20 protein-coding genes are annotated in these 23676 nt (G+C 61.0%); 7 read left to right on the forward strand and 13 right to left on the reverse strand.

All coding sequences use genetic code 11. The features are described 5' to 3' along the window. Positions 1-55: 55 nt before the first annotated feature. A complete protein-coding gene (locus tag ABRP88_RS03280; protein WP_349836151.1) occupies positions 56-1045 on the reverse strand; it encodes an HNH endonuclease signature motif containing protein in 990 nt (329 codons plus the stop codon). A gap of 156 nt (positions 1046-1201) precedes the next feature. Here ABRP88_RS03280 and ABRP88_RS03285 point away from each other — a divergent pair, with 156 nt between their 5' ends. Continuing rightward, on the forward strand, positions 1202-2578 hold the full coding sequence (locus ABRP88_RS03285; protein ID WP_284770247.1) for a M20 metallopeptidase family protein: 1377 nt from the start codon (positions 1202-1204) through the stop codon (positions 2576-2578). Between the two features lie 126 nt (positions 2579-2704). Here the strand turns inward: ABRP88_RS03285 and ABRP88_RS03290 are convergent, their stop codons facing one another. From ABRP88_RS03290 to ABRP88_RS03340, 11 genes are all read right to left on the reverse strand, one after another. Further along, entirely contained in the window at positions 2705-3085 is a 381-nt protein-coding gene (locus tag ABRP88_RS03290; RefSeq protein WP_284770248.1) for a hypothetical protein, read from the reverse strand. After that, complete coding sequence (locus ABRP88_RS03295; RefSeq protein ID WP_284770302.1) at positions 3085-4887, reverse strand: BCCT family transporter; 1803 nt, start codon at positions 4885-4887, stop codon at positions 3085-3087. The genes ABRP88_RS03290 and ABRP88_RS03295 overlap by 1 nt, the downstream gene beginning before the upstream one ends. Before the next feature lie 144 nt (positions 4888-5031). Further along, positions 5032-6723 carry an FUSC family protein gene (locus ABRP88_RS03300; RefSeq protein ID WP_284770249.1) on the reverse strand — a complete coding sequence of 564 codons (1692 nt, stop codon included), beginning with the start codon at positions 6721-6723 and terminating at the stop codon, positions 5032-5034. Between the two features lie 60 nt (positions 6724-6783). Next, positions 6784-8232, reverse strand: a complete 1449-nt coding sequence (locus tag ABRP88_RS03305; RefSeq protein ID WP_349836154.1) for an ATP-binding cassette domain-containing protein — start codon at positions 8230-8232, stop codon at positions 6784-6786. Further along, complete coding sequence (locus ABRP88_RS03310) at positions 8229-9050, reverse strand: ABC transporter permease (protein ID WP_349836155.1); 822 nt, start codon at positions 9048-9050, stop codon at positions 8229-8231. The genes ABRP88_RS03305 and ABRP88_RS03310 overlap by 4 nt, the downstream gene beginning before the upstream one ends. Then, entirely contained in the window at positions 9047-10012 is a 966-nt protein-coding gene (locus ABRP88_RS03315; protein ID WP_349836157.1) for an ABC transporter permease, read from the reverse strand. Before ABRP88_RS03315 ends, ABRP88_RS03310 begins: the two co-directional genes overlap by 4 nt. Beyond that, entirely contained in the window at positions 10009-11529 is a 1521-nt protein-coding gene (locus tag ABRP88_RS03320; RefSeq protein WP_349836158.1) for an ABC transporter substrate-binding protein, read from the reverse strand. Before ABRP88_RS03320 ends, ABRP88_RS03315 begins: the two co-directional genes overlap by 4 nt. A gap of 188 nt (positions 11530-11717) precedes the next feature. Then, positions 11718-12737, reverse strand: a complete 1020-nt coding sequence (locus ABRP88_RS03325; RefSeq protein ID WP_284770254.1) for an LLM class flavin-dependent oxidoreductase — start codon at positions 12735-12737, stop codon at positions 11718-11720. Between the two features lie 187 nt (positions 12738-12924). Then, entirely contained in the window at positions 12925-14352 is a 1428-nt protein-coding gene (gene brnQ, locus ABRP88_RS03330; protein WP_284770255.1) for a branched-chain amino acid transport system II carrier protein, read from the reverse strand. 213 nt (positions 14353-14565) lie between these two features. Then, positions 14566-15696 (reverse strand): MalY/PatB family protein, encoded by a 1131-nt coding sequence (locus ABRP88_RS03335; RefSeq protein WP_349836160.1) that lies wholly within the window; start codon positions 15694-15696, stop codon positions 14566-14568. A 42-nt stretch (positions 15697-15738) separates the two neighbouring features. Then, entirely contained in the window at positions 15739-17625 is a 1887-nt protein-coding gene (locus ABRP88_RS03340; RefSeq protein ID WP_349836162.1) for an ABC transporter ATP-binding protein, read from the reverse strand. A gap of 166 nt (positions 17626-17791) precedes the next feature. Here ABRP88_RS03340 and ABRP88_RS03345 point away from each other — a divergent pair, with 166 nt between their 5' ends. Together ABRP88_RS03345 and idi are read left to right on the forward strand one after the other, a co-directional pair. Beyond that, a complete protein-coding gene (locus tag ABRP88_RS03345) occupies positions 17792-18340 on the forward strand; it encodes a hypothetical protein (protein ID WP_284796405.1) in 549 nt (182 codons plus the stop codon). Further along, the gene (gene idi, locus ABRP88_RS03350) at positions 18337-18879 is read left to right on the forward strand and encodes an isopentenyl-diphosphate Delta-isomerase (RefSeq protein WP_284796404.1); all 543 of its coding nucleotides are present in this window, start codon (positions 18337-18339) and stop codon (positions 18877-18879) included. Before ABRP88_RS03345 ends, idi begins: the two co-directional genes overlap by 4 nt. Positions 18880-18891: 12 nt before the next feature. On the opposite strand, the gene ABRP88_RS03355 is transcribed toward idi, so the two are convergent. Continuing rightward, positions 18892-20154, reverse strand: a complete 1263-nt coding sequence (locus ABRP88_RS03355) for a carboxylesterase family protein (RefSeq protein WP_349836164.1) — start codon at positions 20152-20154, stop codon at positions 18892-18894. 56 nt (positions 20155-20210) lie between these two features. On the opposite strand from ABRP88_RS03355, the gene ABRP88_RS03360 reads away from it, so the two are divergent. The 4 genes from ABRP88_RS03360 (at position 20211) to ABRP88_RS03375 (ending at position 23554) form a co-directional block, all read left to right on the forward strand. Continuing rightward, positions 20211-20396 carry a hypothetical protein gene (locus ABRP88_RS03360; RefSeq protein WP_284853564.1) on the forward strand — a complete coding sequence of 62 codons (186 nt, stop codon included), beginning with the start codon at positions 20211-20213 and terminating at the stop codon, positions 20394-20396. Further along, positions 20389-20664, forward strand: coding sequence for a hypothetical protein (locus tag ABRP88_RS03365; RefSeq protein WP_284796401.1), 276 nt, complete (start codon positions 20389-20391; stop codon positions 20662-20664). Before ABRP88_RS03360 ends, ABRP88_RS03365 begins: the two co-directional genes overlap by 8 nt. Before the next feature lie 151 nt (positions 20665-20815). Then, positions 20816-22648 (forward strand): AMP-dependent synthetase/ligase, encoded by a 1833-nt coding sequence (locus ABRP88_RS03370; RefSeq protein WP_284796400.1) that lies wholly within the window; start codon positions 20816-20818, stop codon positions 22646-22648. 225 nt (positions 22649-22873) lie between these two features. Continuing rightward, positions 22874-23554: a hypothetical protein gene (locus ABRP88_RS03375; RefSeq protein ID WP_005284226.1), complete on the forward strand. Its 681-nt coding sequence runs from the start codon at positions 22874-22876 to the stop codon at positions 23552-23554. Positions 23555-23676: the final 122 nt, after the last annotated feature.

Below are 23676 nucleotides of genomic sequence, written 5' to 3' on the forward strand. Positions count from 1 at the left end.
AGTGGTGGCAAGTTGAAAGCGACGTCAGGCGGAGCGCCGCTTTCCAGGCGAGAACCTAGCTGGGCGGCGAGGCCCAGGGCGGGAGCCATTCGATGCGGCCGCGGTGGCGATGCAGGCGGCCACGCACCGGTGGGGCGTGCGGATCATCGTCATTGACGCCGTTGTGATAGGGGCAAGCAATGGTCAGGTTGTCCATATTCGTCTCGCCGCCGTGTTTCCACGCCTGGAGATGGTGGACCTGGCATTTATCGGCAGGATAATTGCATTCTGCCCACGGGCAGGAGGGGTTTTCGGCGGCGGCCATCAGCCGCTGCTTTTCGGAAGCGAACCGGGAGGTCCTGTAGAGGTTGACTGGACCCTCGAAGGGGTGAATGAGGGTGATAAGGCCGACCTCGGCAAGCTTTTTCTCCACCAGCTTGGCCCCGGAAATTTCGGCACCATTGGTCATCTGCAGCGTGACCTCTTCGCCGCCGCCGCTTAAGATTTTATCCAGCTCATCGAGGTGGATGACGATATTGGTGCTAGCCACCGGGCGGGTGGCACCACCGCGGAAGAAGATGCGGTCGACAGCCTCGAGTGGGGAGTCCTCCCCAATGGTGGAGTGCAGGTCAGCGATGAAATCGGAATCGCCTGTAATGGACAGCGTGGAGGGCCCGCCCTTGCGCCTGGTCATGCGGACCCCACGCTGGGGCTGGCGGGGAGGATACATCTCCTTGAGCCGAGTGCGCGCCAGCTTGTCGATGTCCTGCGACGTCCCGCACAACTCCGCCCGCAGCGCCCAAGCGTCCCGCATAGTCTTGGTGCGGGAGACGTATTTTTCAATCAGCTTGAGTGTGGTTAAGCAGTGCTTGGTCGCCCGGCACGTGCGCTGGCGGCGGGTGAAGGAGGTGGGGCCGAAGTAGGCATCGGCAAGCAGCAGCAATTCGCGCGATTCCTGCCGGGATATGCCGAGCCGCCGCAGGTCCGCCTCGGCAAGGCCGAAGACCTCGCCGAGAAGCTCCATCGGCGAGGTTAATTGGCGGGCGTAGTCCTGCAAGCGGGTCATGCCTGCGAGGTTAAGCCACCGTCCACCCGCACGAAAGCCCTCGAGGCCCACCTGTGGATAACTCGCCCCACGCGTCACACCTGGCGTCTCGCCGTCCATTCACCCTGTGGATAACCTGCGGTATTGTCGAATATGACAGCGAGTAAAGGAGCCCATATGACTGATCCCACGAAAATTATCCGCCCCAACCACCCCGGCCGTAAGTCCGTCCCGCGCCAAGCGCAGGAGCTGCCGCCGCTGCCGGTAACTAGGGCGCGCATCGGCAAGCAGCCGGCGACGGAGATTTTTCAGGACATGGGCGAAAACATGGTGAAGGACCTGCAGGAAATCCGGCGTGATTTGCACCGCCACCCGGAAATCGGGCTGCATCTGCCGCGCACCCAGCAAAAGGTTCTTGAAGCGCTCGAGGGACTGCCACTCGAGATCCATGTGGGGCAGGATCTTAGCTCTGTGGTGGCGGTGCTGCGCGGCGGCAAGCGCGGCGAGCGGCCGGTATCGGTGCTGCTACGCGCGGATATGGACGCGCTGGAGGTGCATGAGCAGACCGGCAGCCCCTTTGCGTCGATCAACGAATACATGCACGCCTGCGGCCATGACCTGCATACTGCGGGGCTGATTGGGGCTGCACGCATGCTGTGCGAGCACCGCGAGGAGCTGCATGGCGATGTCACCTTTATGTTCCAGCCCGGCGAGGAAGGCCCGGGCGGTGCGCAACCGATGATCGAGGAGGGTGTGCTCGATGCCGCTGGCCGACGCCCAATCTCCGCCTACGGCCTGCACGTCGGCCCGCAAGACCGAGGCACGTTCCACTATGTTCCAGGTCCGATGATGGCAAGCTCGTCCAACCTGACCATTACGGTGCTGGGCAAGGGCGGGCACGGGTCCCGCCCGCACGATGCCATTGACCCCGTCGCGGCGCTGGCGGAAATCCAGATGGCGCTGCAGACCGCGCTGACGCGCCGCTTCGACGCGCTGGAGCCCATCGTTATCACCGTGACTAACCTGTGGGCAGGCAATGGTGCGTATAACGCGATTCCAGATCGCGCGGCGCTGGGGGCGACGGTGCGCGTGCTTCGCGATGAAAAGATCGACGCCGTCCGCCAAATGATCACCGAGGTCTCCAGCTCGGTGGCCGCCTCGCACCGTTGCACCGCGCAGGTGGATTTCGAGGTGTTGTATCCCACGACGAAGACGAACCCGCGGGAGAATCAATTCGCCGCCACGCTGTGGGGACAGATGTTTGGCGCAGAAAACATGCAGCCCTTCGAAGCCCCGATGATGGCCTCCGAGGACTTCGGCTATGTTCTTTCCCAAGTGCCGGGCACGTTTATGTGGATGGGCACGGCCAACCCTTCTACGCCCGAAAACCAGCGCGAGTGGAACCACTCGCCGATGATGCGTTTTGATGACTCCGTGCTCGGTATGCAGGCGGCAGCGCTCGCCGCCGTGGCTTTCGAGCGACTGGCCACCGAAAACGAGCACCCTTCCGCGCAGACCAAGGCCATGCGCGAGGCCGCCGGCGTGCAGAAATAATGATGTGTGCGAGCGCCTGGGTGGTGGCAGGCACAAGCCAGTTGACGGCCCGAGGGCTGAGCAGCGTTCCTTTCGCCTGCCGACGTGAATACGCGCATTTCACATCGCGATTGCGGTGCTCGGAGGTTAATGCCGGCGGATAACGGCGGAGACCGGGCCGATGAGCGCGATGGCGCCGACAATGATGGAGGCCACCGGCCAGTATTGCGGGAAGTACTTGAGCGTATAGCCAAATACCTGACCGTCATCGAAGTGTCGTGCCAAGGCGAAAGGCATCCACCACAGCTTGCTTACTGCGAGCACCGCGCCCAATACACCGGCGATGACCCGCCCGCGCCCGCGTAGAAATAAACTGGCGGCCACGAGTACGATGCCGGCGATGGTGAGTGCGAAGAGCAGGGGAGTGTTCGTGCTCAGCGGCGAACCGTGTAATAAGAATTCGTGGTCAATCTCGTGCTGCTCGATGAGGGTGTAGCCATCGAGGACAACTTCGCTGGGAAGACCCATTACTTCTCCTCATCCTCTGGGGCGTAGCCATCGGACCATTCGCCGGTTTCGAAGTCATAATCGACGTTTTCGCCTTCTTCATCCGTGCGCTGGTACCACTCTGTATAACGGTCCGCGGTGGAATCGAAGTCATGGCCGGCCCCGCGGCCGTCTTCGGCATGCTGGACGGAGAACTCGAATTCATCGCCATGCTCTGCGATGCCGCGCATGACCGCATTATCCATCGCCGAACGGGCATAGGTGCGGCGGATGAACATCGGATCAGAGCGCAGGTCCTTGATAAACGCCACCATCATGGTCAGCAGCACGAGGCAGAAGGGCAGGGCGGCCAGAATGGTGAGGTTTTGCAGGCCGGTGAGCACGTCTTCGCCGCCGGTCAGCAGCATGACGATGGCGATGCCCATCATGCACAGGCCCCAAAAGATGACGATGAGCTTATTCGGGGTTGGGTCGCCCTTGGAGGACATGGTGCCCATGACTACGGAGGCAGAGTCAGCCGAGGTGACAAAGAAGACCGCTAGGATGACCAAAAGGATAAACGGGGTGATGGTGCCAAGGGGAAGATCCTGGAACATCGAAAAGAGCACCTGTTCATTGGAGGATCCCCCGTCGAAGCCCTCTACGCCGTCTTGGTTGAAGGAAATGGCGGTGCCACCAAAGATGGTAAAGGCCAGCGCCAAAATGGCGGTGGGCGCGAAGATAGTCACGGCGGCGAATTCGCGAATGGTGCGGCCGCGGGAGATGCGGGCGACGAACATGCCCACAAACGGCGTCCATGCAATCCACCAGGCCCAGTAGAACGCTGTCCAGTAGGACTGGAATTCAATTGTCTCATCGCCCCAGGACAGTCCCTTGGCCATCATGGGCAGGAATTGATCGATATAGGTCACGATGCCCGAAGGAATCAGGTTCAGCAGCAATAGGGTGGGTCCGACCAAGAAGACGAAGACAATAAGCCCCAAGGTCAAGGTGATATTGAAATTGGACAGGTAGCGCACGCCGCGCGCGACGCCAGAGACCGCGGAGATGATAAACGCGCAGCCTAAGACGGCGATGACGATGATGAGCGCGGAATTGGTCATGGGGCCTGCGCCGCGAATGATGCTGACGCCTTGGCCGATTTGAATAGCAGAAAGCCCCAGGGTAGCGGCGGTGCCGAAGAGGGTGGCGATAAGCGCCATGACATCGATAAGCTTGCCCAGCGGGCCGTCCGTGGCGCGGGAGCCGAAGAGCGGCTGGAAGATGGAAGAGATGAGGGGAACGCGGCCGCGCCGGTAGGAGGAATATGCAATCGCGGCGCCGACCAAAGCATAGGCCGCCCACGGGGAAATGCCCCAGTGGAAGTGCGATTGGGCCATGGCTTGGTGCAATGCCTCGACGGAGCTGCCGTTATCCACGGTGTGCGGGGGAGGGCTGAGGTAGTGCGATAGCGGCTCGGAGGGGCCGTAGAAGAAGATGCCGACGCCGATGCCGGCACCAAACATCATCGCTACCCAGCTGAAGTAGCTGAATTCGGGCTTTTCTGTATCCGTGCCGAGCTTGATGCGGCCGAGGCGGGAGAACCCGATATAGGCCATGGTCACGGTGGCCAGCAGCATGGTGATGTTCAGCAGCCATCCGGTATTGGTAATGGCCCAGTTAAAGGCGGTGGAGGAGGCGGCGGCCAGGTTATCGGGCATGGTAATGCCCCAAATGATGAAGGCTACGATGAGGACGGCGGTGATGGAAAATAGCGATTTATCCAGGCCGAAGCGGTTGCGTTGGTCCTCAACGCTGATGCCGGGCACCAGCCCGGGGTGCATATTGTGCGGGTAGAGCCCTACGGCGCTGCCCTTATCGTGCGGTTCGAGGGAGCGCTTATAGGCGCGGGAGGAAGAAGTCACGGTGTCCTTAGCTTGGCGGGAGTCGTGGCCTCAATTGTTCAGCACCGCAGCGCATTCCACAAGCTAGCGCTGTTGGGCATGCGCGGCGTGAATCTGCTTGACGATGCCATCTAGTTCTTCCCTGCTCGCCATCCTGAACGGGTGCGTGGAGCAATAGTCGAGCAAGAAATAGCCCGCGTGCTGGATGGCGATGTGTCGCTGCCACAATTCTCGCGCGGTGGCGGGGTTATCAGCGGCGAGGGATTGCATGGCGCGGCGCTCGGATAGCAGCTCGTATTGCAGGTCGCGGCGGCTGGCAAGGACCTCTTCGGGGGTATTGATAAACAGCAGACCGAGCAGGGTGGACATGGATTCCATGGCGCGGGTTTGCAGGCGGTGCTGGTTGCGGATGGGTGCGGAGCGCTGCCAGAACCACAGCACGATGGTGGCCACGATGATGGAGATGAGGACCTCGCTGATGCGCGCCTGGATGGTGGGCCAGAGGGGGCGCTGGGCGGAATTGCCCATCAGCAGTGCGAGCGGGGTGGAAAAGATGACGCAGATGGCATAGTTCTTGGCTACAAAAATCTCTGCGCAGAATTGGCAGGCGGCGAGGGCGAAGAGCAAGCTCCACCCGGACACTCCGAAGTAATGGAAGACCGAAAACAGCATGACGCCGACGATGGATCCGAGCATGCGGTGGATGCCGCGGACGGTGCCGGCGACGTGGTCCGGTCCCCACTGCAGCATGAGGAAGGCGGAGACCACGCCCCAGTCCGGGCGGTCAAAACCTAATGACAGGCTCACCACCGTGGTAATGGCGGCGGAGACCACGATCTTTTGCGTGGTCACCATGGCATGCGAGTCCCGCACCGCGGCGCGGTAGATGCGGTAGCGGCCGGTGGGGCGGGTGTGCGGGATGGCGGTGCGGTGCGGATCCACATCGGTGGCGTGATCGGTCAGCAGATCCGAAGAAGATCCCAAATCCAGCGCGCGGTTATGCGCGACGATGCGCCCTTGGGCCTGCAAGGTGCGATCCACTAAGCCTGCGGCGGCGGTATTGATGATGCGGCCGCCGCGGATGATGCCGGCATCGGCAAGCGCTTGCCACGCCGTCGACAGCGCCGTTTGGGCCTGGTGGTGGCGGGCGAGGGAATCATCCTCGCCGGAGACAAACGCAGCGGTGGCCTTTTCCAAGGCGGCGACGGCGCGGCGTTCGGGGCCGTGCACATCAATGAGCGCGGGCGCCATGCCCAAAAGCAGGCTGGCCAGCACACCGGTCAGGGACCACAGGAACAGCTGGCTAACGCTCGTATCCGTCCGCGCCAACATCACCGAACCGCCGCCGACCAAGACGAGGAAGAAGGCGCCCGGCGGCGGCAGGCGCAGCGCGTTCTGGGTAAAGCCGCAGAGCGCGGCGAGCAGGAGGGAATAAAGACCGGCGAGCAACAGCCACCAGTGCCCGTGTCCGGGGACGAAAATGAGGTGGCCGACCAGCACACCCACGGTCGCCACGGTGGTCAGGGCCAAGCCAGCGGTGAGGATGACGCGGGGCCGGGTGCGAAAGGGGTGGCCTTCGCCGAAAATCACGGCGAAGGCGCCGGTGGCCAGCAGCAGGATGGCGTAGTCGTGGCCGGTGAGCATGGCGAAGGCGCCGGGAATTAGCAGCGCTAAGGCCGCGCGCAGGGCACCGGGCCAGCGCACGGAAGCGGTATTAAAGGCGGTTAGCAGCTGGGTGGTGCTGGGGCGTTGCGGGATAGGGTGGTCGGTGCTCACGAGCCTGCGGGACTCCTTTCGCTAGAAATGTTTACCGCAACCACCCTACGCCGCGCGAGCTTATTGCCCAGCGGCGGCGATGAGCCGGCGGGTGTAGTCGCTCTTGGGCTTCGACCACACGCGCTCGGTGGGGCCGTGCTCGATCAGTTCGCCGCGGTTGAGCACGGCGACCCTATCGCAGAGCCCGCGCACCACGGAGAGGTCATGGGTGACAAATAGCAGGGTCAGCCCGCGGTCCTCGATGAGGCGAGCGAGCAATTCCAGCACCTGGGCCTGCACGGACATGTCGAGGGCGGAGACGGCTTCATCGGCAAGCAGGATATCCGGTTCGCCGCACAGCGCGCGGGCGATGGAGATGCGTTGGCGTTGCCCGCCGGAAAACTCGTGGGGATAGCGGTCGAGCGCCTCGCCGGAAATGCCTACCTCTTCCAGCGCGGCGGCGGCGCGCTCGCGCTGCTCGGCCTTGGACAGGCGCCCGGGAATGGCTTCGGCGATGGATTTCCAGATCTTCAGCCGCGGGTTCAGAGAACCTTGCGGGTCTTGGAAGACCATCTGCACGCGCCCATCCACGGTGCTGGTTCCAGAGGTCGGGGCATCCAGCCCTGCCACGATTTTTAGCAGGCTGGTTTTGCCGGAACCGGAGCCGCCGACGATGCCGAGCCGCTCGCCGCGGCGCACGCGGAGATCGATCCCCGCCAGTGCGGCTTGGGAGCCATGCTGCTTGCCGATGCCCTCCATCATCACCACATCCTTCCCCTCACCCGCCGGGGTGAGGGCGAAGTCCGGCGGCTGCGAGGCCGAGACCAGCTCTTGGGTATAGGCGTGGCGCGGCTGAGTGAGCACCCGCTCGGTGCGGCCTTCCTCCACGATGTCGCCATCGCGCATGACCAGCACCCTCGGACACATGCGCTGGATGACGTTGAGGTCGTGGGTGATAAAGAGCAGGGCGGTGCCGCGTTGTTCGGTAACGCGTTCGATGACGCGGAGGACCCCGTCCTGCGTGGTGGCATCGAGGGCGGTAGTGGGCTCATCGCAGATGAGCAGGTCGGGGCTGCCTGCCATCGCCATGGCTAAGAGCACGCGTTGGCGCTGCCCGCCGGAGAGTTGGTGGGGAAAGCGCGAGGCGAAGTCGGCGTCGAGGTCGACTTCTTCTAGGGCCGCGGCGGTATCGTGCGCGCCGGCGTGGGTGAGCTGGGCGCTAATGCGCATCAGGGGATCCAGCGCGCTCATGGGTTCTTGGAAAACCATGGCCATGGTCTTGCCGCGCAGCGGGCGGATGGCGGAATCCCGCGCGCCGATTATCTGGTGATCGGCCACGGTGACCTCACCGGTGGCGGAAATGCTCGTGGGCAGCAGCCCCATGATGGACAGCGCGGTCAGTGATTTACCGGAGCCGGATTCGCCGATGATGCCGAGCTTTTCGCCCGCCTCGAGCTGGAAGCTAATAGGGCCGACGAGGGAGGATTCGGAGGCGCTGAGGCTGAGATCGCGCACGCTTAAAAGGCTCATCGCGTGGCTCCTTTCATGCGGGGGTCGAGGGCGTCACGGAGGGCATCGCCAAGCAGGTTAAAGCCCAAGACCGTGGCGGCGATGGCAAGGCCTGGCCAGAGGGCCTGGAGAGGATCGGTGCTCAGCAGCGACTGGGAGTCCTGCAGCATGCGGCCCCACGAGGCGGCCGGGGGAGGAGTGCCCAAACCGAGGTAGGACAGGCCCGCCTCCGCGAGGATGGCGAGGGCAAAATACACCGAGGCCTGGACGATGATAAGGCCCGCGATATTCGGGAGGACATGGCGCACCGCCACCTTCCATCCCGGCACGGCGGAGATGCGGGCGGAGGCGATATAGTCCTGCGTGACCACCTGCAGCGTGCCTGAACGCGCCACGCGGGCAAAGGACGGGATGCCGGAAATACCGATGGCAATCATGGCCGTGAGCGTCGATGGGCCCCAGACCGCGCCGGCGATAATGGCGAGCAAGAGCGCTGGGAAGGCGATTACGACGTCGGCGCCGCGCATGACCAGCGCTTCTACCCAGGTGCCGCGGCGCATGCCCGCGAGGATCCCCAGCGGGATGCCGATAAGCCCTGCGATGCCGACGGCGATAAGCCCCACGAAGACCGTGATTTTCGCGCCCGCCATGATGCGCGAGGCGGTATCGCGCCCGAAGCGGTCCGTGCCCAGGAGGTGATCCGCGGTGGGGCCGGACAGTCGGCTGCCCGGTTGCGCGAGGGTGGGATCGTACGGCGTCCACACCAGCGATACGAGGGCGATTACTACGACCGCGCCGACGAGCACGGCGCCTAGCCAACCAGAAAAACGCATTTTCATCGTGCGTCACCTGCCTTGATTCGGGGATCGATGAGGCGGTAGGCGACATCGGTAAGCATGTTTACTGCCAGCGCGAAGGTGACCAGCAGCATGACGAGGGTCTGCACCGTGGTCAGATCGCGCACGGAGACTGCATCGAGCAGCATGGAACCTACGCCGGGGATGACGAAGACGGATTCAATGACCACGGCGCCTACCACCATCGAGGTCAATTGCAGGCCAGACACCGTCAGTACCGGCAGCGCGGCATTGCGCAGCCCGTGGCGGTGCAGGGCCTCCCGCGGGGAATCGCCCAGAGCGCGCGCGGTACGGATATAGTCTTGGTTCATAACGTCGAGCACCGAGGAGCGCATATAGCGTGTGAGCATAGCGCCCTGGACCAGGGCCAAGGCGATGACCGGCAGGATGAGGTGGCGCAGGAAATCGCCCACCCCGCGGTTGGGCGGCACCCAACCATTGGCCGGCAGCCAGCCCAGGTGGACTGCAAAAATGGCCACCAAGATGATGCCGACTAAGAAGCTCGGCACGGCGATGCCCAGCTGCGTTCCCGCAGAGACCAAGCCGGCAACCCGCGAATTGCGGTTATGCGCCAGCCACATGCCAATGGGAATCGCGCAGGCCAGCGCCAAGGCCATGGCCAGGCCGATGAGGATGAGCGTGACCTGCAGGCGGTCAAGGACGAGCGGGGTGATGTCCTGCTGCGAGGACAGTGACTTGCCGAAATCGCCGGTGGCAAGGCCCTTTACCCACTCGCCGTACTGCGTGAACAGCGGACGATCGAGGCCGAGTTCCGCGCTGAGCTCGGCGATGGCGTCATCAGTGGCATTGACCCCCAACGCGACGCGCGCCGGGTTGCCGGGCACGGCGCGCATGAGCGCGAAGATGATGAGGGAGGCGAGAAAAAGCGTGAGCACGAAGCGCAGCAGCGGCCGGATTATGGCCTGTGCCCGAGAACTACTCATTGGTCCTCCTTTTTGTCGGTGAGATCGCGCAATACGATCGCGTCGGTGACTTGATCGGTGTGCAAGCCGCTGATGCCGTGGCGCGTTAGAACGACATTCGGCATATTCATTACGGTCAGCGCGCCGGCATCGGCCATGATCTGGTCCACGACCTGCGTCATGCGGTGGGGATAGTCTTCAGGCGCTGCGGTATCGGCCTTATCGAGCAGCTCGCGCGTGCGGGCGGAATCGTAATTCAGGTAGTAATCCGGGTTGCCAAAAAGCGCCGGGATATCGCGGGCCTCCACGTGGGAGATAATCGACATCTGGTAGTCCTTGGCACCGTGGACCTGGCCCAGCCACACGGCGGGAAACTCGGCGGTTTCGAGGGTGACATCGAAGCCGACATCGGAAAGCTGCGAATACAGCAGCTCGGAGATGGCCTGGGCATAGTAGAGCGTGGGCACGGTGATGGTGAGTGGGGTGCCTTCGGCGCCGGCATCGGCAAGCAGCGAGCGGGCCTTATCCAGGTTGAAGTCGTAATAGTTCTTGCCCTCGAACCAAGGATCGGTAGGCGGCATGGGCGCGCCGCCGGTATCGGTGGCCATGCCGGACCACACGATGTCATTGGCCGCCTCGCGATCGACAGCGTAGGCCACGGCCTGCCGCACGCGCGGATCGTCGAAGGGGGCGCGGTCATTATTCATCGATAGCAGGACCTCACCATTGGTGGTGCCTACGTTGGTATCGATGGAATCATCCAGGGAATCGAGGATTTCGGGATTACCCACGCCCCAGACGACGTCCACGCCGCCCGAGCGCAGCGCGGTGACCGAGGAAATGGCATCGGGGAAGTAGCGCACCGTGACATCGTGCTCAGACGGTGTGCCCCAGTAATCATCGCGCTTGTGCAAGGAGACGAATTCTGAGGGGGAAAATCCAGCCACCTCGTAGGGGCCGGTGCCGATAGGCTTCGCTGCAAGGTCATCCATGCCCTTAGGTGACATCATCGCGCCGATGGTGGTGCCCATGGACCACAGCCAGCGGTTAGAGGGCTTTTCCAGGCGCACCTTGAGGGTGTGATCATCGACCGCGGTGGCGCTTTCGACTGGGTCCATTGCGGCGGAAATGCCGTTGGTCCAGTCATTTTTTACGTAATTAATGGAAAAGGCGGCGGTCTGCGCGGTGAAGGGATCGCCGTTGGAGAAGGCCACGTCATCGCGCAAGTGAAAGGTATAGGTCTTCGCATCTTCACTGATGTCCCAGTCCTTGGCCAAGCCTGGGGTGATGGATCCATCTTCATCGATGCGCACCAAGGTCTCATAGACGTTATCCATGAGCACCGACGGCGCGGCGGCCCCACCGGTAGTGGTGAAGTCGAGCGAGGTGGCCCCCGAACTAGATGCCACCGTTAGGGCGGCGTTGTCGCCGGAGGTATCGACCACCGCCGTATGGCCCGCTGAACAAGCTGTTATCGTGCCCAGCGCTGTCACCATCGCGAGACAGCCCAGCGCTGAGCGCGCACGCAAAATTTTCATAGATGAAGAATAACTTGTGTGTTACTCAACACATAAACGCCCTAAAACCATTCGGGGGGAGGCATATATTGCCATTAATTAGGGCAATTTCAGCGGGTTGTTTTGCGGCGGGTTCGGTGGCGCTGCGCGGCCAGCGTTGAGGCCGAGGGCGGCCCAACGCGGCGCTGTGTAGCGCAGCGAGGCGGGGTTTAGCGCGGGGTGCCCGCCACGTTGGCTGGATCGAGCTGCCAGCCCTCAGCAAGCACGTGCATGTTCTTGATGACGTTTTCGTGCGAGCTGGACTGCAGGGAAATCATAAGCTCATCGGCCTTGGCATGCTCTTGGAACTTCTCCAAGTATTCGGTGACTTCCTTGGTGGTACCGACCGCGGAGTAGCGCAGCATGTCCAGGATTTGTTGGCCTTGGTAGGACTCGATGATCTGCTCTACCTGCTGGTCGGTCAAGTACTTGCCGCGGCCGGCGAAAGACTTCACGCGGTTAAAGCACACGCGCTCGTACTCGGCTTCCGCCACTTGCATAGTATCGGCGGCGGTGACGTTTACTCCGGCGATGACGTAGGGCTCGCTAAACCGCTCGGAAGGCTGGAAGTTCTCCCGGTAGTAGGTGGTTGCTTCCTCGAGGTGCTGCGGGGCGAAGTGGGAGGCAAAGGCATAGGGCAGGCCGAGTTTTGCCGCGAGCGAAGCGCCGAACATGGACGAGCCTAGAATATAGATAGGAACGTTCGTATTAGCACCGGGAATCGCGCTGACCCCGGGGATATAGGCCTTGCCCTCGAGGTACGCATTGAGCTCTTTGACGTCTTCTGGGAAGCGCTCGGCGGATTGCCCATCGCGGCGCAGCGCACGGCCTAAGGTATTCAAGTCCGTGCCGGGGGCACGGCCGACGCCTAGGTCAATGCGGTCCGGGTACATCTCCTCCAAGGTGCCGAACTGTTCGGCGATGACGTACGGCGAGTGGTTGGGCAGCATCACGCCGCCAGAGCCCAACCGGATGCGTTCCGTCTTAGCGCCGATGTGTGCGATGAGGACGGCGGGCGCGGAGGACATAATGGACTTCATATTGTGGTGCTCGGTGTACCACATGCGGGAATACCCCAGTTTTTCGGCTTCTTGGGCTAATTCCACCGACCGGTTAATGGATTGGGCAGGGGTTTCACCGTCATAGATGGTGCAAAAGTCCAATACGGAAAGTGGCGCGTGATCAGTCATGGGAAAATAATCCTTTTTCTCGCGGGGATAGTACCTATAGTGCAACGGTACGCGGGGCGGGGCTATTCCGTCCTTTTTCACGCGACCATGCGCATCCCGGCGACCCAAGCTGAGTTGAACCGCAGACAGAAACCCGCCGCGGAACCCGAGGAATGCGGGCCCGCGGCGGGGAGTGGAAGGAGAGAGCTTAGCTCTTTGGCGATGCCGCTGCATCGAGCGGCGAGTCAACGACGGCATCGCCGTCAGCATCGGCCGCCGCGGTCACGGAGTTGGAGTGCTTCTCGCCAGCCTTGGTGGAGATATCCACAATCAGGCCAATGATTGCCGCGATGACGGTAGGTGCAATCCAGCCGAGATCCACCGCTTGGCCCGGCGCCAGCGACAAGATGGGATCCAGGGCGGCGGTGCCCCAACCCTGCGCGGAAATGACGGTCAGGGCGGACCAGATGACCGATACCCACAGGGCAAGGCGGTAGGTCCAGTAGAACACGACGGACCTCTTTACCGCCGGCTGGATAAGCGTGAGCAGGATAAGGGAGATAGCCGGTGGGTACAGGAAGGTGATAAACGGCACCGCGATGGACAGCACAGTGTCGAGGCCTTGGAAGGCGAAGAGGATGGACATCGCGGTAAAGATGCAGGCCCACAAGTGGTAATTCGTCTTCGGCACCAGCATCTCGAAGAACGCGGAGGTGGCGGTGATAAGGCCCACCGCGGTGGTCAGGCAGGCGAGGACGACGATGGCGGAGAAGAGGGCCTGGCCGAAGGTGCCCATGGTGAGATTGGCGGCCTCGGCAAGCAGCGGCGCACCGGATTCATAAGACTGGCCATCGGGCAAGGTCTGGCCCACCCAGGCAAGGCCCAGGTAGATGGCGGCAAGCAGGATACCGGCGACCAGCGCTGCGGTAATGGTGCCCTTCACCAGGGATTTTTGGGTTTTAAAGCCCTTAGAGCGCAGGGAACCCACGATGACGATGGAAAAGGCCAAGCCAGCGATGGCGTCCATGGTGTTATAGCCCTCGAAAAGGCCGGTGACCATGGGGGAAGAGACGTAATCTTCGGTGGGCATCTGGGGATCGCGCGGGTGATTCAGCGCCGCCAAAGTAATGAGGACGACCAGCAGCGCAACCAGGGCCGGGGTGAGGAATTTGCCCAGGGTATCGATGATGGAATTGGGTTTCCACGCCAGGCCCAGCGCGATAAGGAAGAAGACGGTATTGAATGCACCGCTGGCCATGGTGCCTTCCCAGCCCAACAGGGGAGTAATCGCCGTTTCCATGGATACCGCGCCGGTACGCGGGAGCGCGTAGAAAGCACCGATAGAAAGATAGGACAGGGCGGAAAAGACGACGCCGAAGATCGCGCCGCCATTTGCGCCTAAGTCACGGACGGAACGGCCGGAAATCGCGACCGCGATAATGGCCAGGACGGGCAAGAGCACGCCGGCGGCGAGGAAGCCCAGCACGGCGGGCCAGAAGTTGGTGCCGGCGGAAACGCCCACCATCGGTGGGAAAATGAGGTTGCCGGCGCCGAAGAACATCGAAAAGAGCATGAGCGAGGCAATGACAACGGTGGCCTTGCTCTTGGGGGTGCCTGAGGCAGTGGTGGTAGCCATCCTGGCTCCTTAACATTGCGTACTAAAACCATCAGCCGCGCCGAGAGCCGAGGTGGCGAGGGCGCGACCAGGAATGTGAATTCTGTAGCCCTATAGGGGCTATTCATGTAATGAGATATTACTGCCCACCTGTTGAGAAATCAAAGCATGGTGAAAATACAATAAATGCCCCATCGCGTGTGCGATGGGGCGAGGAGAAAGGGTGGCTGGGAACTAGTCGAGCTCGGCGAAGGCCTTTTCCATGCGGTCGAGTGCCTCGCTCAAGATTTCGCGGGAAGTGGCGAAGTTCAACCGCGCATGACCTGGGCCACCGGTGCCGAAGGTATCGCCCTCGTTGAGCGCCACGCGGGCGTTTTCGCGCAGCCACTTGGCAGGTTGCGGATTGCCGGCGATGGCGGTATCGGAAAAGTCCAGCCACAACAGGTAAGTGGCTTGGGGCTGCGTAGTCTTCAGTCCAGGGATGCGCTGTGGCAATTCTTCTACCAGCCAGTCGCGGGTCTCGCGCAGGTACTCGATTTCCTCGTCCAAGAAGCCCCCGCCGTGGCGGTAGGCGGCCTCGGCGGCAAGCACACCCAAGGTGCCGGTGCCGTCTTTGGCCACGCCGGTAAGCCCGTTCCACTTCTGGGCATCGGCGGCATTGGAAAAGATAATCTGCGCGCACTTGAGGCCCGCGGTATTAAAGGCCTTGGAGGTGGCGGTGACCGTAATGGTGCGCTGCGCTGCTTCCTCGCTTAGCGATGCCACCGGAATATGCTTTCCTTCATAAACCAGCGGGGCATGGATCTCATCGGCCAAGATGCGGCCATCGTATTTCTCCGCCAACTCCACCAACCCGCGGAGGTAGTCCTCCGACAAGACGTGGCCGTGCGGGTTATAGGGGTTGGCCAAGAGAATCGAACCGGCGCCGTCTTTGAAGGCTTGCTCGATTTCATCTAGCTCGAGGCTGATTTCGATCTTCTCGCGCCCCGCCGTGCGGGGGAGTTCGAGCAGCGGTGGGTAGGAGGGTACGGGCACGATGACGGGGGAATCATCGCGGGTAAAGTACTGCACGCCGAGCAAGAGGCCGCGGACGACATCGCCTATCCAGAAGATGTGATCGGCATTGGGGCGCCAGTCGTAGCGCTCCGCATAGAAATCGGCGACTGCCTCGCGCAGCCCCGAGGCCTTGGGGGAGGGGGTATAGCCGAAGGTTTCATTATCCACCATCTCCTGCAGCGCCTTTTTGACGGCGGGGGCGGTGGGGAAATCGGACTCCGCGATCCACAGCGGGAGGATGTCCTCATCAAAGACGGTCCACTTGCGGGTTCCGCGGGCTTGCAACTCTTCTAGGCTAGGAAACTGCATGCACACAAGCTTAACGCTTTAAGCGCAGCAGTCCCAGTGGATTTATTCATTTTCTTCGCCGTGCTCGCTGCGGGAATTGGCTCCGGTGACAAAGCCGTACTTTTTCAGCCGGCGGCGGTCCGCGGCGGAGCTGGATTGGGTGAGCTTGAGCAGCTCGGCATAGATACCACCGGATTGCGCGAGCTCAGCGGGCGAGCCCATTTCATCAATCCTTCCTGCCTCTAGGGTGATGATGGTATCGACATCCGCGATGGTGGATAGGCGGTGCGCGATAATCAGCGTGGTCCGATCCTTCATCAGCTCATCCAGGCCGGCTTGGACGGCGCGCTCGGCCTTGGTATCAAGCGCGGAGGTGGCTTCATCGAGCACTAAGATAGGGGCATCTTTCAGCATGGCGCGCGCGACGGATACGCGCTGTTTCTGCCCGCCGGAAAGTTTTAGCCCGCGCTCACCGATGACCGTGTCATAACCATCCGGGAAGGCCTCAATGAAGTCATGGGCATTGGCGCGCTTGGCCACATCCACGATTTCTTCCTCAGTAGCCCCCGGCTTGCCATAGGCAATATTGTCGCGGATGGTGCCCGAAAAGAGGTAGGAGTCCTGGAAGACCACGCCGACGGACGCGCGCAAGCGAGACGCGGTGAGGTCATCGACGCGGTGGCCCAATACATCGAGGTGACCAGCCGAGGGGTGATACAGGCCCAGCAGCAGGTTGACCAGGGTGGATTTACCGCCGCCCGATTCACCCACGAGCGCGACCTTCTGGCCCTCGTGGGCGGTAAAGGAGATGTTGTTGACGACGGGCTTTCCTTCTTCATAAGCAAAGGAGACGTCATCAAAGGCAAAGACCGGCGCGCCGGGCGTTGGCTCTAATGGGGTGATGGGGGTGAGGTTGAGCTCGGGGGTGCCGGAATCCGTGATGGCGGCGACCAGCTCGCGTGGGGCGGTGGGCTCCAAGTCTTCTTCCATGACCTTGAAGTAGTCGCGTGAGCCGGCGATAGCGCGCTGGGCCGTATCGATCATCCAGCTCATCATGAATACGGGCTGTTTGGCCATGGTGACCATTTGCAAGAGCATGACCATATCGCCGATGGAAAAGTGGCCTTCGAGGGTGCGCCAGAAAATGACCGCATAGATGCCCAAAAAGATTATGGCCATGGCGATGCCGCGGAAGGTATCCATCATGTGCCACCAGCGGGACTGCGGCCGCGTGGTGTCAACAACGGTGCCATAGCGCTGGGCAAAATGGTCCAGCTCGCGGGATTCGGCGACGAAGGATTTGGTGACCTTGACCTGGCCTATGACCTCAGCAAAGCGACCATTGGCTTGGTCGATGTTTTCGTTTTTAATGGCCTCAAATTTTTGCCAGCGCTTCGAAGTCAGCGCGGTTAGCCACATATAAATGGGGAAAAGCAGCGCCAACAATATGGTCAGCGGCCAGTAATACCAAGCGGTAATGGCTAATACCGCGATGGTCTGGATGATCATCGTGAAAAAGTTATTGGCAAAGGACTGGATAAACTGCGTGATATTCGCGATGGAGCGATCCAGCCGGGCAATGATCGTGCCGGTGACCTGATTATCGTAATAATCCTGCGGCAGCGCCAAGAGCTTGGCAAAGTAGCGATTGGATAAAATTTGTCGCAAGCGCGAGACCATGACATCGCCGATATAGCTGCCGACATTCCGGAATAAAGCATTGGCGGCATCGGCCAGGAAAAGGGCGAGGGCTAGGAAAAGGACGGCACGGAGGGCATCGCCAAGCGGCTCGTTTGTTTGTAGCGCCTCAACGATAATGTCGGTGGCTTCCCTGGTAAGGAAGGGTGAAATCAACGCAAGGACGGCAGTGACCGTCGCTGCGAGCAAGACGCCGAGATAATAAGGCCACAGGGCAGAAGCGCTGCGGGTAATGCGTACGAGGGATTTCATGGGGGATGCTCAATTCAAAGACGCGTGGAGGGAGAGTACCTTCAAGAGACAGTTCAGTATGCCACAAGCCACGGCGCGCAGCCCAGATGCATACCTTGGGCGGGCTTTCGGCTAAAGTATCTGTGCAGAAATAAAGTTATCTTCGCGTGCAAAGGATCCATCCACGGTGAAAATTTCTCACACTTTAGGCGCAGGCGTGGTCAGCCTTCTCGCCGTGACCCTGGCCGGATGCAGCATTCTCCAGCCGGAAGAGACCGGGTTGGGGGACAATATCACCGTCTCCAGCTCGGAAGAAGCGCCTTATCAAGCGGAAGACACCGACGATAAGGAAGTTACTTCCAACCTGGCGAGCCCGGTGAAAGATGCCGGCCTCGGCGTCAGCTGGGAGCTGCAGGGGGTTTATACGGATAGTAATTCCGGCGGTTCCGTGGTGACCATTTTGCTCAAGAATGAAAACGAAATGGCCCTGCCCACCGATGCTTTCGACGACCCCGTCCTCGAGCGCGCCGACGGAAATGGCGGCTGGTCTAAGGTAAAAGCCCTGCCGTATGACGAGAACTCCGCGCCTGGCGTGGAACCCCCGGGCCTCGATCACCCGCTGGGCGCGGGTGCCGCGGTTAACCTGCAATATCGTTACGATGTCGCACCGGGCAACCTCTGGAATGCCCGCCTACACATTGGAAACGTCACGTGGGTGGGGGATCTGAACCTATGACGGAACGGGTAGTCCTGGCGGGTGCTGATGGAAAAGCCATTGGTACTGCCCTTAAATCCGAGGTGCATACCACCGACACTGCCTTGCACTTTGCCTTTTCCGCGTGGGTTACCTGCCAAGGAAAAGTACTCATCACCCGTCGGGCGCTGAGCAAACAAACCTGGCCCGGCGTGTGGACCAATTCCTTCTGCGGGCATCCTGGCCCAGGGGAGCCGACTGCCGATGCCGTCATTCGCCGCGCCGAATTCGAGTTAGGGATTCCGGCAGACGCGCTGTCCAACCTGCGCGAGGTGCTGCCCACCTTTTCCTACCGCGCGGTAGACTCCTCCGGCCTGGTGGAAAATGAAATCTGCCCCGTCTACTGCATAGAGCTCGATTCCCAGTCGCAGTGGCAGCCGAACCCGGACGAGGTCGACTCCTGGGAATGGGTCGAGCCAACCCGCCTCATCGCCGCGGCCGATGCCGTGCCAGCGGTATTTAGCCCGTGGATGTGCGAGGAACTGGCGGAAGCTGACTTGCGCACGGCGCTTCAGGCGTAGGCACAGCAGCAGTTAGTCTTCCTCATAAAACGCCGCGGCCACGTAATCCAGGGTGGCATAGGCAATGCGCCGGTCCCCGGTATCCAAATCAAATTCGAGCACGCGGTGGTCGCTGCCATAGCGGGGGAAACCCGCCTCCCCTGTGGTGGCGAAGTGGCAGAGCCACTCATTTAGCTCGCAGTCGGTGCCGAAGAGCGGGTAGAGCTCATCGCAGTGCAGCGCCGGCTTAAGCTTCCTCGTAAACTCCATCATCCAGGTAGGCCCCGGAGCGCCGGAGGCTACATGCGCCGTCCAGCGGCGAACGAGGGAATCGCCTATCATCCGGCCCATGAGGCGGTCCGGTTCCACGTACTGCGCGAGCTGGCGCCATTGCGTGTAGCGCCCGTGTGGGAAGCCGAAGCGCTGGGAAAGGTAGTTACAAATAAACTTGCCCAGGGCCATATTATCGATGCGCTTGCCGGCTGGAAGATCGTAAAACTCATCCCGGGTGGAGCTCACCACGATGGGGATATCCGCCAATTCAGATGCCTGCATTGGTGCCGGGCCGAGGGCCAAGTCATAGCGGTGCTTCTTGCGAAACTTTTTATAGCCCTTTTCTAGTGCCTCGGGCGACAGCGATTCCAGGGCATTGGGCTCGATGGGTACCGACAGGCACCTGTGCAATCCCGCCACGCGGTGCTCAAAGGTATCGCGGGGGTAGGCAGGCGATAGGGCGAGGACGCGCCGAAAAGCACCGCGGTAGTGATCGCGCCGGGCAAGCCACAGGCTAATCGCCGCACCGGCGGACTGGCCTACCAGGGTGATATTCGTTTTATCCCCGCCAAAGGATTCGATATTGGCCTGTAACCACTCCAAAGCCAGCACGCAGTCATCGATGCCGCGGTAGCGGTCCGCTTCATCGTCAGCAAAGCGAGCAAAACCGGCCAGGCCCACGCGGTAGCCCACCCGGACTTGGATGATGCCCTTGCGGGCCGTCACCGTGCCTGGCACCCGCTCGTCCTCATGCGAGCCGCCTTCAAAGCTTCCCCCGTGGATATAGACCACCACGGGGCAATCCGCAGCGTTGTCGGGGGCGGTGATGCTGAGTGCTACCTCATCCGGTTGCGGTGTGCGTGCATCCTGGTCGAGGGGTTCTTCCAGCGGCCGCGCTGGGGCAAAGCGGCTAGGTATTTCGCAAAAGCGCAGCGAATGAAAATAGGAGAGGCCATCGCGGCTAAAGCCGGTGATACGTCCAGATGGGGTGGCAATGGTGACGGGTATCTGTGCGCTCGACATACCTGCCAGATTACCGTGGGGCAGTACTATAAGAACTCATGGAGTGGTTGACTGACGTGAGCAGCGCATTTTCGCAGTTCTTGGTGCAGGCGCCCGTGTGGGTACAGATGATCATCGTGGTAATCATCGTGGTTCCCATCATGATTGGGCTGGCCTGGTGCCTGATGTGGGCCGTAGACCGCAGCGCCGCCCTAATTTCCCAGTTTCGCAATCGCGGCACTACAGTAAAAGACCATGGCTGATCAACATTCGGAGGGCGCGGGCGATAACGCAGCGAGCGGCGACGTACCCGGCGCCAGCTCGGATAGGATCCAGCCGGTAGATCCCCGCGAAGGCCTGTGGGACCCAGAGCGCAAAAAAGATGAGCGCGCCGCAACTACGCCGGTTGTCGGCACCTCACAGCCCGTTCGCCGCAAACGCTCTCTGCCTAAATCCCGGGTCTCGCTCACGCTGTGGTCCATGATTGCGTTGGTTCTCATCGTTGCGCTAATCGGCAGCCTGTGGCCCTAGGGCAAATTGGTGGATTACTCCAATAAATGGACTTCTCTGGTGCTATAAGCCCTGAATAATTACCACTTCGATCGTGGGTGAAACGCGTTGATTCGCCATCCGGTTGGTACAGTAGGCACAGATTATTATTAGCTGTGCGAAAGGACATCGCGTGACCCTGCAACAAGTGCACACTCCGGCGGAATTTACCATTGAGCCGGGGGAAACCTGCCTCACCGCCCTGATGGATACCGCGGAGAAGCGCCCGCACGGCGTCATGTTTACCCGCCCAGCTAATTATGAGTGGGTCAATGTCACCGGTAAAGAATTTATCGATGAGGTCTTTGAAGTAGCTCAAGGCTTAATCGCGCTAGGCGTGAAGCAGGGCGATCGCATTGCCCTCATTTCTGCTACCCGCTACGAATGGTCCCTGCTGGACTACGCCATTTGGGCAGCCGGCGCGGCATCGGTTCCGGTCTATCCTTCCTCCTCTGCCTCCCAGGTGCGTTGGATTATCGAGGATTCCGGGGCGGTACTTGCAATTACCGAAACCCGCGAGCACTCCGAATTGGTAGAAAACCTAGTCCTACAAGACGACGGGGAACCAAACCTGAAGGGCTCGCCATCGCAGCTGCGGCGCGTATTGGAGATTAACTCCTCCGCCATCGATACCTTGAAATTTGAAGGCCGCAGCGTTGGCACCGACGAGGTGTCTGCTCGCATTGCCGCCACCAATACCGATGATCTTGCCTCCTTGGTTTATACCTCCGGCACCACCGGTCGGCCGAAGGGTTGCATCCTGACGCACCGGAATTGGCTCTCGGAAGCTAGGGCTCTGACCACCAATCCCATCGGCGTATTCGCCGTGCCGGGTAGCCATACCCTGACATTTTTGCCCTTGGCCCACGTTTTTTCCCGTGCCGTATCGATTGCCGTGGCTATTCGCGGTGCTTCGCAGAATCACTGGTCCGATTTTTCCACCATTTCCATCGAGTTTGCCCGCTCTCGCCCCAACGTGATTTTGGGCGTGCCGCGCGTATTTGAAAAGGTCCGCAACTCTGCGGCCTCTAAGGCAGCGGATTCTGGCATCAAGAGCTTCCTTTTTGAGCAGTCCGAAAAGATTGCCATCGAGTACTCCAAGGCGCTCGATACGCCGGAAGGCCCAGACCGCCTGCTGAAAATTAAGCACAAGCTCTTTGACAAGCTGGTCTATTCCACCATCCGCCAGGGCGTGGGCGGCAATGTTCGGTACTGCATTACCGGTGGCTCCGCGATGGGCCACGATTTATTGCACTGGTTCCGCGGCATCGGAGTTCCCGTTTATGAAGGCTATGGCTTGACCGAGACCGCTGCGGCCGCGGCCGTGGACTACTTGGACCAATCCATTGGTACCGTCGGACCGCCGCTGGGCGGGGTGACCATGCGTATTAACGATGACGGCGAAGTCTGTATCAAGGGTGGCATGGTCTTCCAAGGGTATTGGAATAACCCCGAGGCCACGGAGGAAGCCTTCGAGGATGGCTGGTACAACACCGGTGACTTGGGGGAAATCGACGATGATGGCAAGCTCACCATCACCGGCCGCAAGAAGGACTTGATTGTCACCGCGGGCGGCAAGAATGTATCGCCTGGCCCGATGGAGGATATTCTGCGCGGCCACCCCCTGATTTCGCAGGCCATGGTCGTAGGCGATGGCAAGCCGTTCGTGGGAGCACTAATCACCTTGGACCCGGATATTCTCAAGCGGTGGAAATTGGACCACAATATCCCAGAAAACCGCTCCATGAGCGATATCGCTACCGATGCCACCCTGCGCGCCGAGGTGCAAGACGCCGTCAACAAGGTGAACTCCACGGTCTCCCACGCGGAGGGCATCAAGAAGTTCTACATCCTAGAAAGCGACCTTACTGAGGATGAAAATGAGCTCACCCCAACGATGAAGGTTAAGCGCAACGTGGTGGCCCAACGCTACGCCAGCGCTATTGAGCACATTTACAAGCGCTAGAAAGAGCCCAAACGGGTACACCCGGGGATTTTATTCCTCGGGTGTTTTCCTTCTTGCAGGTCAAAAAGGACGCAAGCGCGAACCTGCCATAAACCTGTGAAACGCTTCGGAGTGTCGCGCTCTCGCGGTGGGCGATCTGGCATAGAGTCATGAGTCGTCGCCGAAAACCTCAACCTCTACTAGAGGTTAGAAAAAGAAAACCGCGGAAGGAGTGGCTCGAAGCCTATGCAGAAGATCGCCGCCGAGCTGCGTCACCGCGAGCTCACCCAGGAGATTTATAATATCGGCGACGAAGTCGCGGAATACCTCGAGCACCTTATTGAAGCAATCGAGGATTGGGATGAGGAACTGTCCATGGATTGCCTGGCAGAACTCGGCGATATCGTCGACGATGCCCGCGTGGACTCGGGGCGCTGCGTGGGTGAGCTAATTGGGCTTCGCCAAGCGCTAGTGTCCGGCGTGCGTTCGGGAACCATTTCTGCCGCTCCCTCCGGCGCGAATGATGCGGAGGAGCCGGAGCAGCTCACCCCGCGCCTATTGGATGAGCGCTATCCCATTGCCAAGCCTATCGTCGTGCACGAACTGGCAGAAGCGCTGCGCCAGCGCACGCAGGCGGTAGCAGATTACCTCCGCGAGGTCGTGGAATACGTGCTGGCGCAAACTGATGCCGTCGCCCGCAACCTCGACATGGTGTCCCTGCCGCACCTTTATAAGTGCACAGGGGAATCCGCGCTCATCGCTGTGCAGGCATGGAAGCATACCGTGCTCGATACACACCCGGCGTACGTGCGCTCCATGCGCGGGCATAACCCGCCGCAATTTCTGGAAGAACGCGCCCGCATTGCCGCGGTCGTGGAAAAGGTCCGCGCCAAGCGCGAGGCAGCCCGCAGGGCCACAACTGCATAGATTTATTAGACTTCCTTGCTTAAAGCAAGGGGATTTTAGCGGCCACCGAGATTCCCTCTCTCGGTGGCCGTCGCATTTGTATATGACCACCCCGCGATTTTGCCGACAGCTTCGCCGCCTGT

Source organism: Corynebacterium sp. KPL2734 (assembly GCF_040225595.1).
Lineage (GTDB): Bacteria > Actinomycetota > Actinomycetes > Mycobacteriales > Mycobacteriaceae > Corynebacterium > Corynebacterium rhinophilum.

Bases quoted from the DNA above. Each gene is read 5' to 3' on its own strand.
- ABRP88_RS03320 (WP_349836158.1), bottom strand. From the start codon at position 11,529: ATGAAAATTTTGCGTGCGCGCTCAGCGCTGGGCTGTCTCGCGATGGTG.
- ABRP88_RS03340 (WP_349836162.1), bottom strand. From the start codon at position 17,625: ATGAAATCCCTCGTACGCATTACCCGCAGCGCTTCTGCCCTGTGGCCT.
- ABRP88_RS03280 (WP_349836151.1), bottom strand. From the start codon at position 1,045: ATGACCCGCTTGCAGGACTACGCCCGCCAATTAACCTCGCCGATGGAG.
- idi (WP_284796404.1), top strand. From the start codon at position 18,337: ATGACGGAACGGGTAGTCCTGGCGGGTGCTGATGGAAAAGCCATTGGT.
- ABRP88_RS03285 (WP_284770247.1), top strand. From the start codon at position 1,202: ATGACTGATCCCACGAAAATTATCCGCCCCAACCACCCCGGCCGTAAG.
- ABRP88_RS03365 (WP_284796401.1), top strand. From the start codon at position 20,389: ATGGCTGATCAACATTCGGAGGGCGCGGGCGATAACGCAGCGAGCGGC.
- ABRP88_RS03305 (WP_349836154.1), bottom strand. From the start codon at position 8,232: ATGAGCCTTTTAAGCGTGCGCGATCTCAGCCTCAGCGCCTCCGAATCC.
- ABRP88_RS03335 (WP_349836160.1), bottom strand. From the start codon at position 15,696: ATGCAGTTTCCTAGCCTAGAAGAGTTGCAAGCCCGCGGAACCCGCAAG.
- ABRP88_RS03310 (WP_349836155.1), bottom strand. From the start codon at position 9,050: ATGAAAATGCGTTTTTCTGGTTGGCTAGGCGCCGTGCTCGTCGGCGCG.
- ABRP88_RS03315 (WP_349836157.1), bottom strand. From the start codon at position 10,012: ATGAGTAGTTCTCGGGCACAGGCCATAATCCGGCCGCTGCTGCGCTTC.
- brnQ (WP_284770255.1), bottom strand. From the start codon at position 14,352: ATGGCTACCACCACTGCCTCAGGCACCCCCAAGAGCAAGGCCACCGTT.
- ABRP88_RS03325 (WP_284770254.1), bottom strand. From the start codon at position 12,737: ATGACTGATCACGCGCCACTTTCCGTATTGGACTTTTGCACCATCTAT.
- ABRP88_RS03290 (WP_284770248.1), bottom strand. From the start codon at position 3,085: ATGGGTCTTCCCAGCGAAGTTGTCCTCGATGGCTACACCCTCATCGAG.
- ABRP88_RS03295 (WP_284770302.1), bottom strand. From the start codon at position 4,887: ATGCACCCCGGGCTGGTGCCCGGCATCAGCGTTGAGGACCAACGCAAC.
- ABRP88_RS03375 (WP_005284226.1), top strand. From the start codon at position 22,874: ATGCAGAAGATCGCCGCCGAGCTGCGTCACCGCGAGCTCACCCAGGAG.
- ABRP88_RS03355 (WP_349836164.1), bottom strand. From the start codon at position 20,154: ATGTCGAGCGCACAGATACCCGTCACCATTGCCACCCCATCTGGACGT.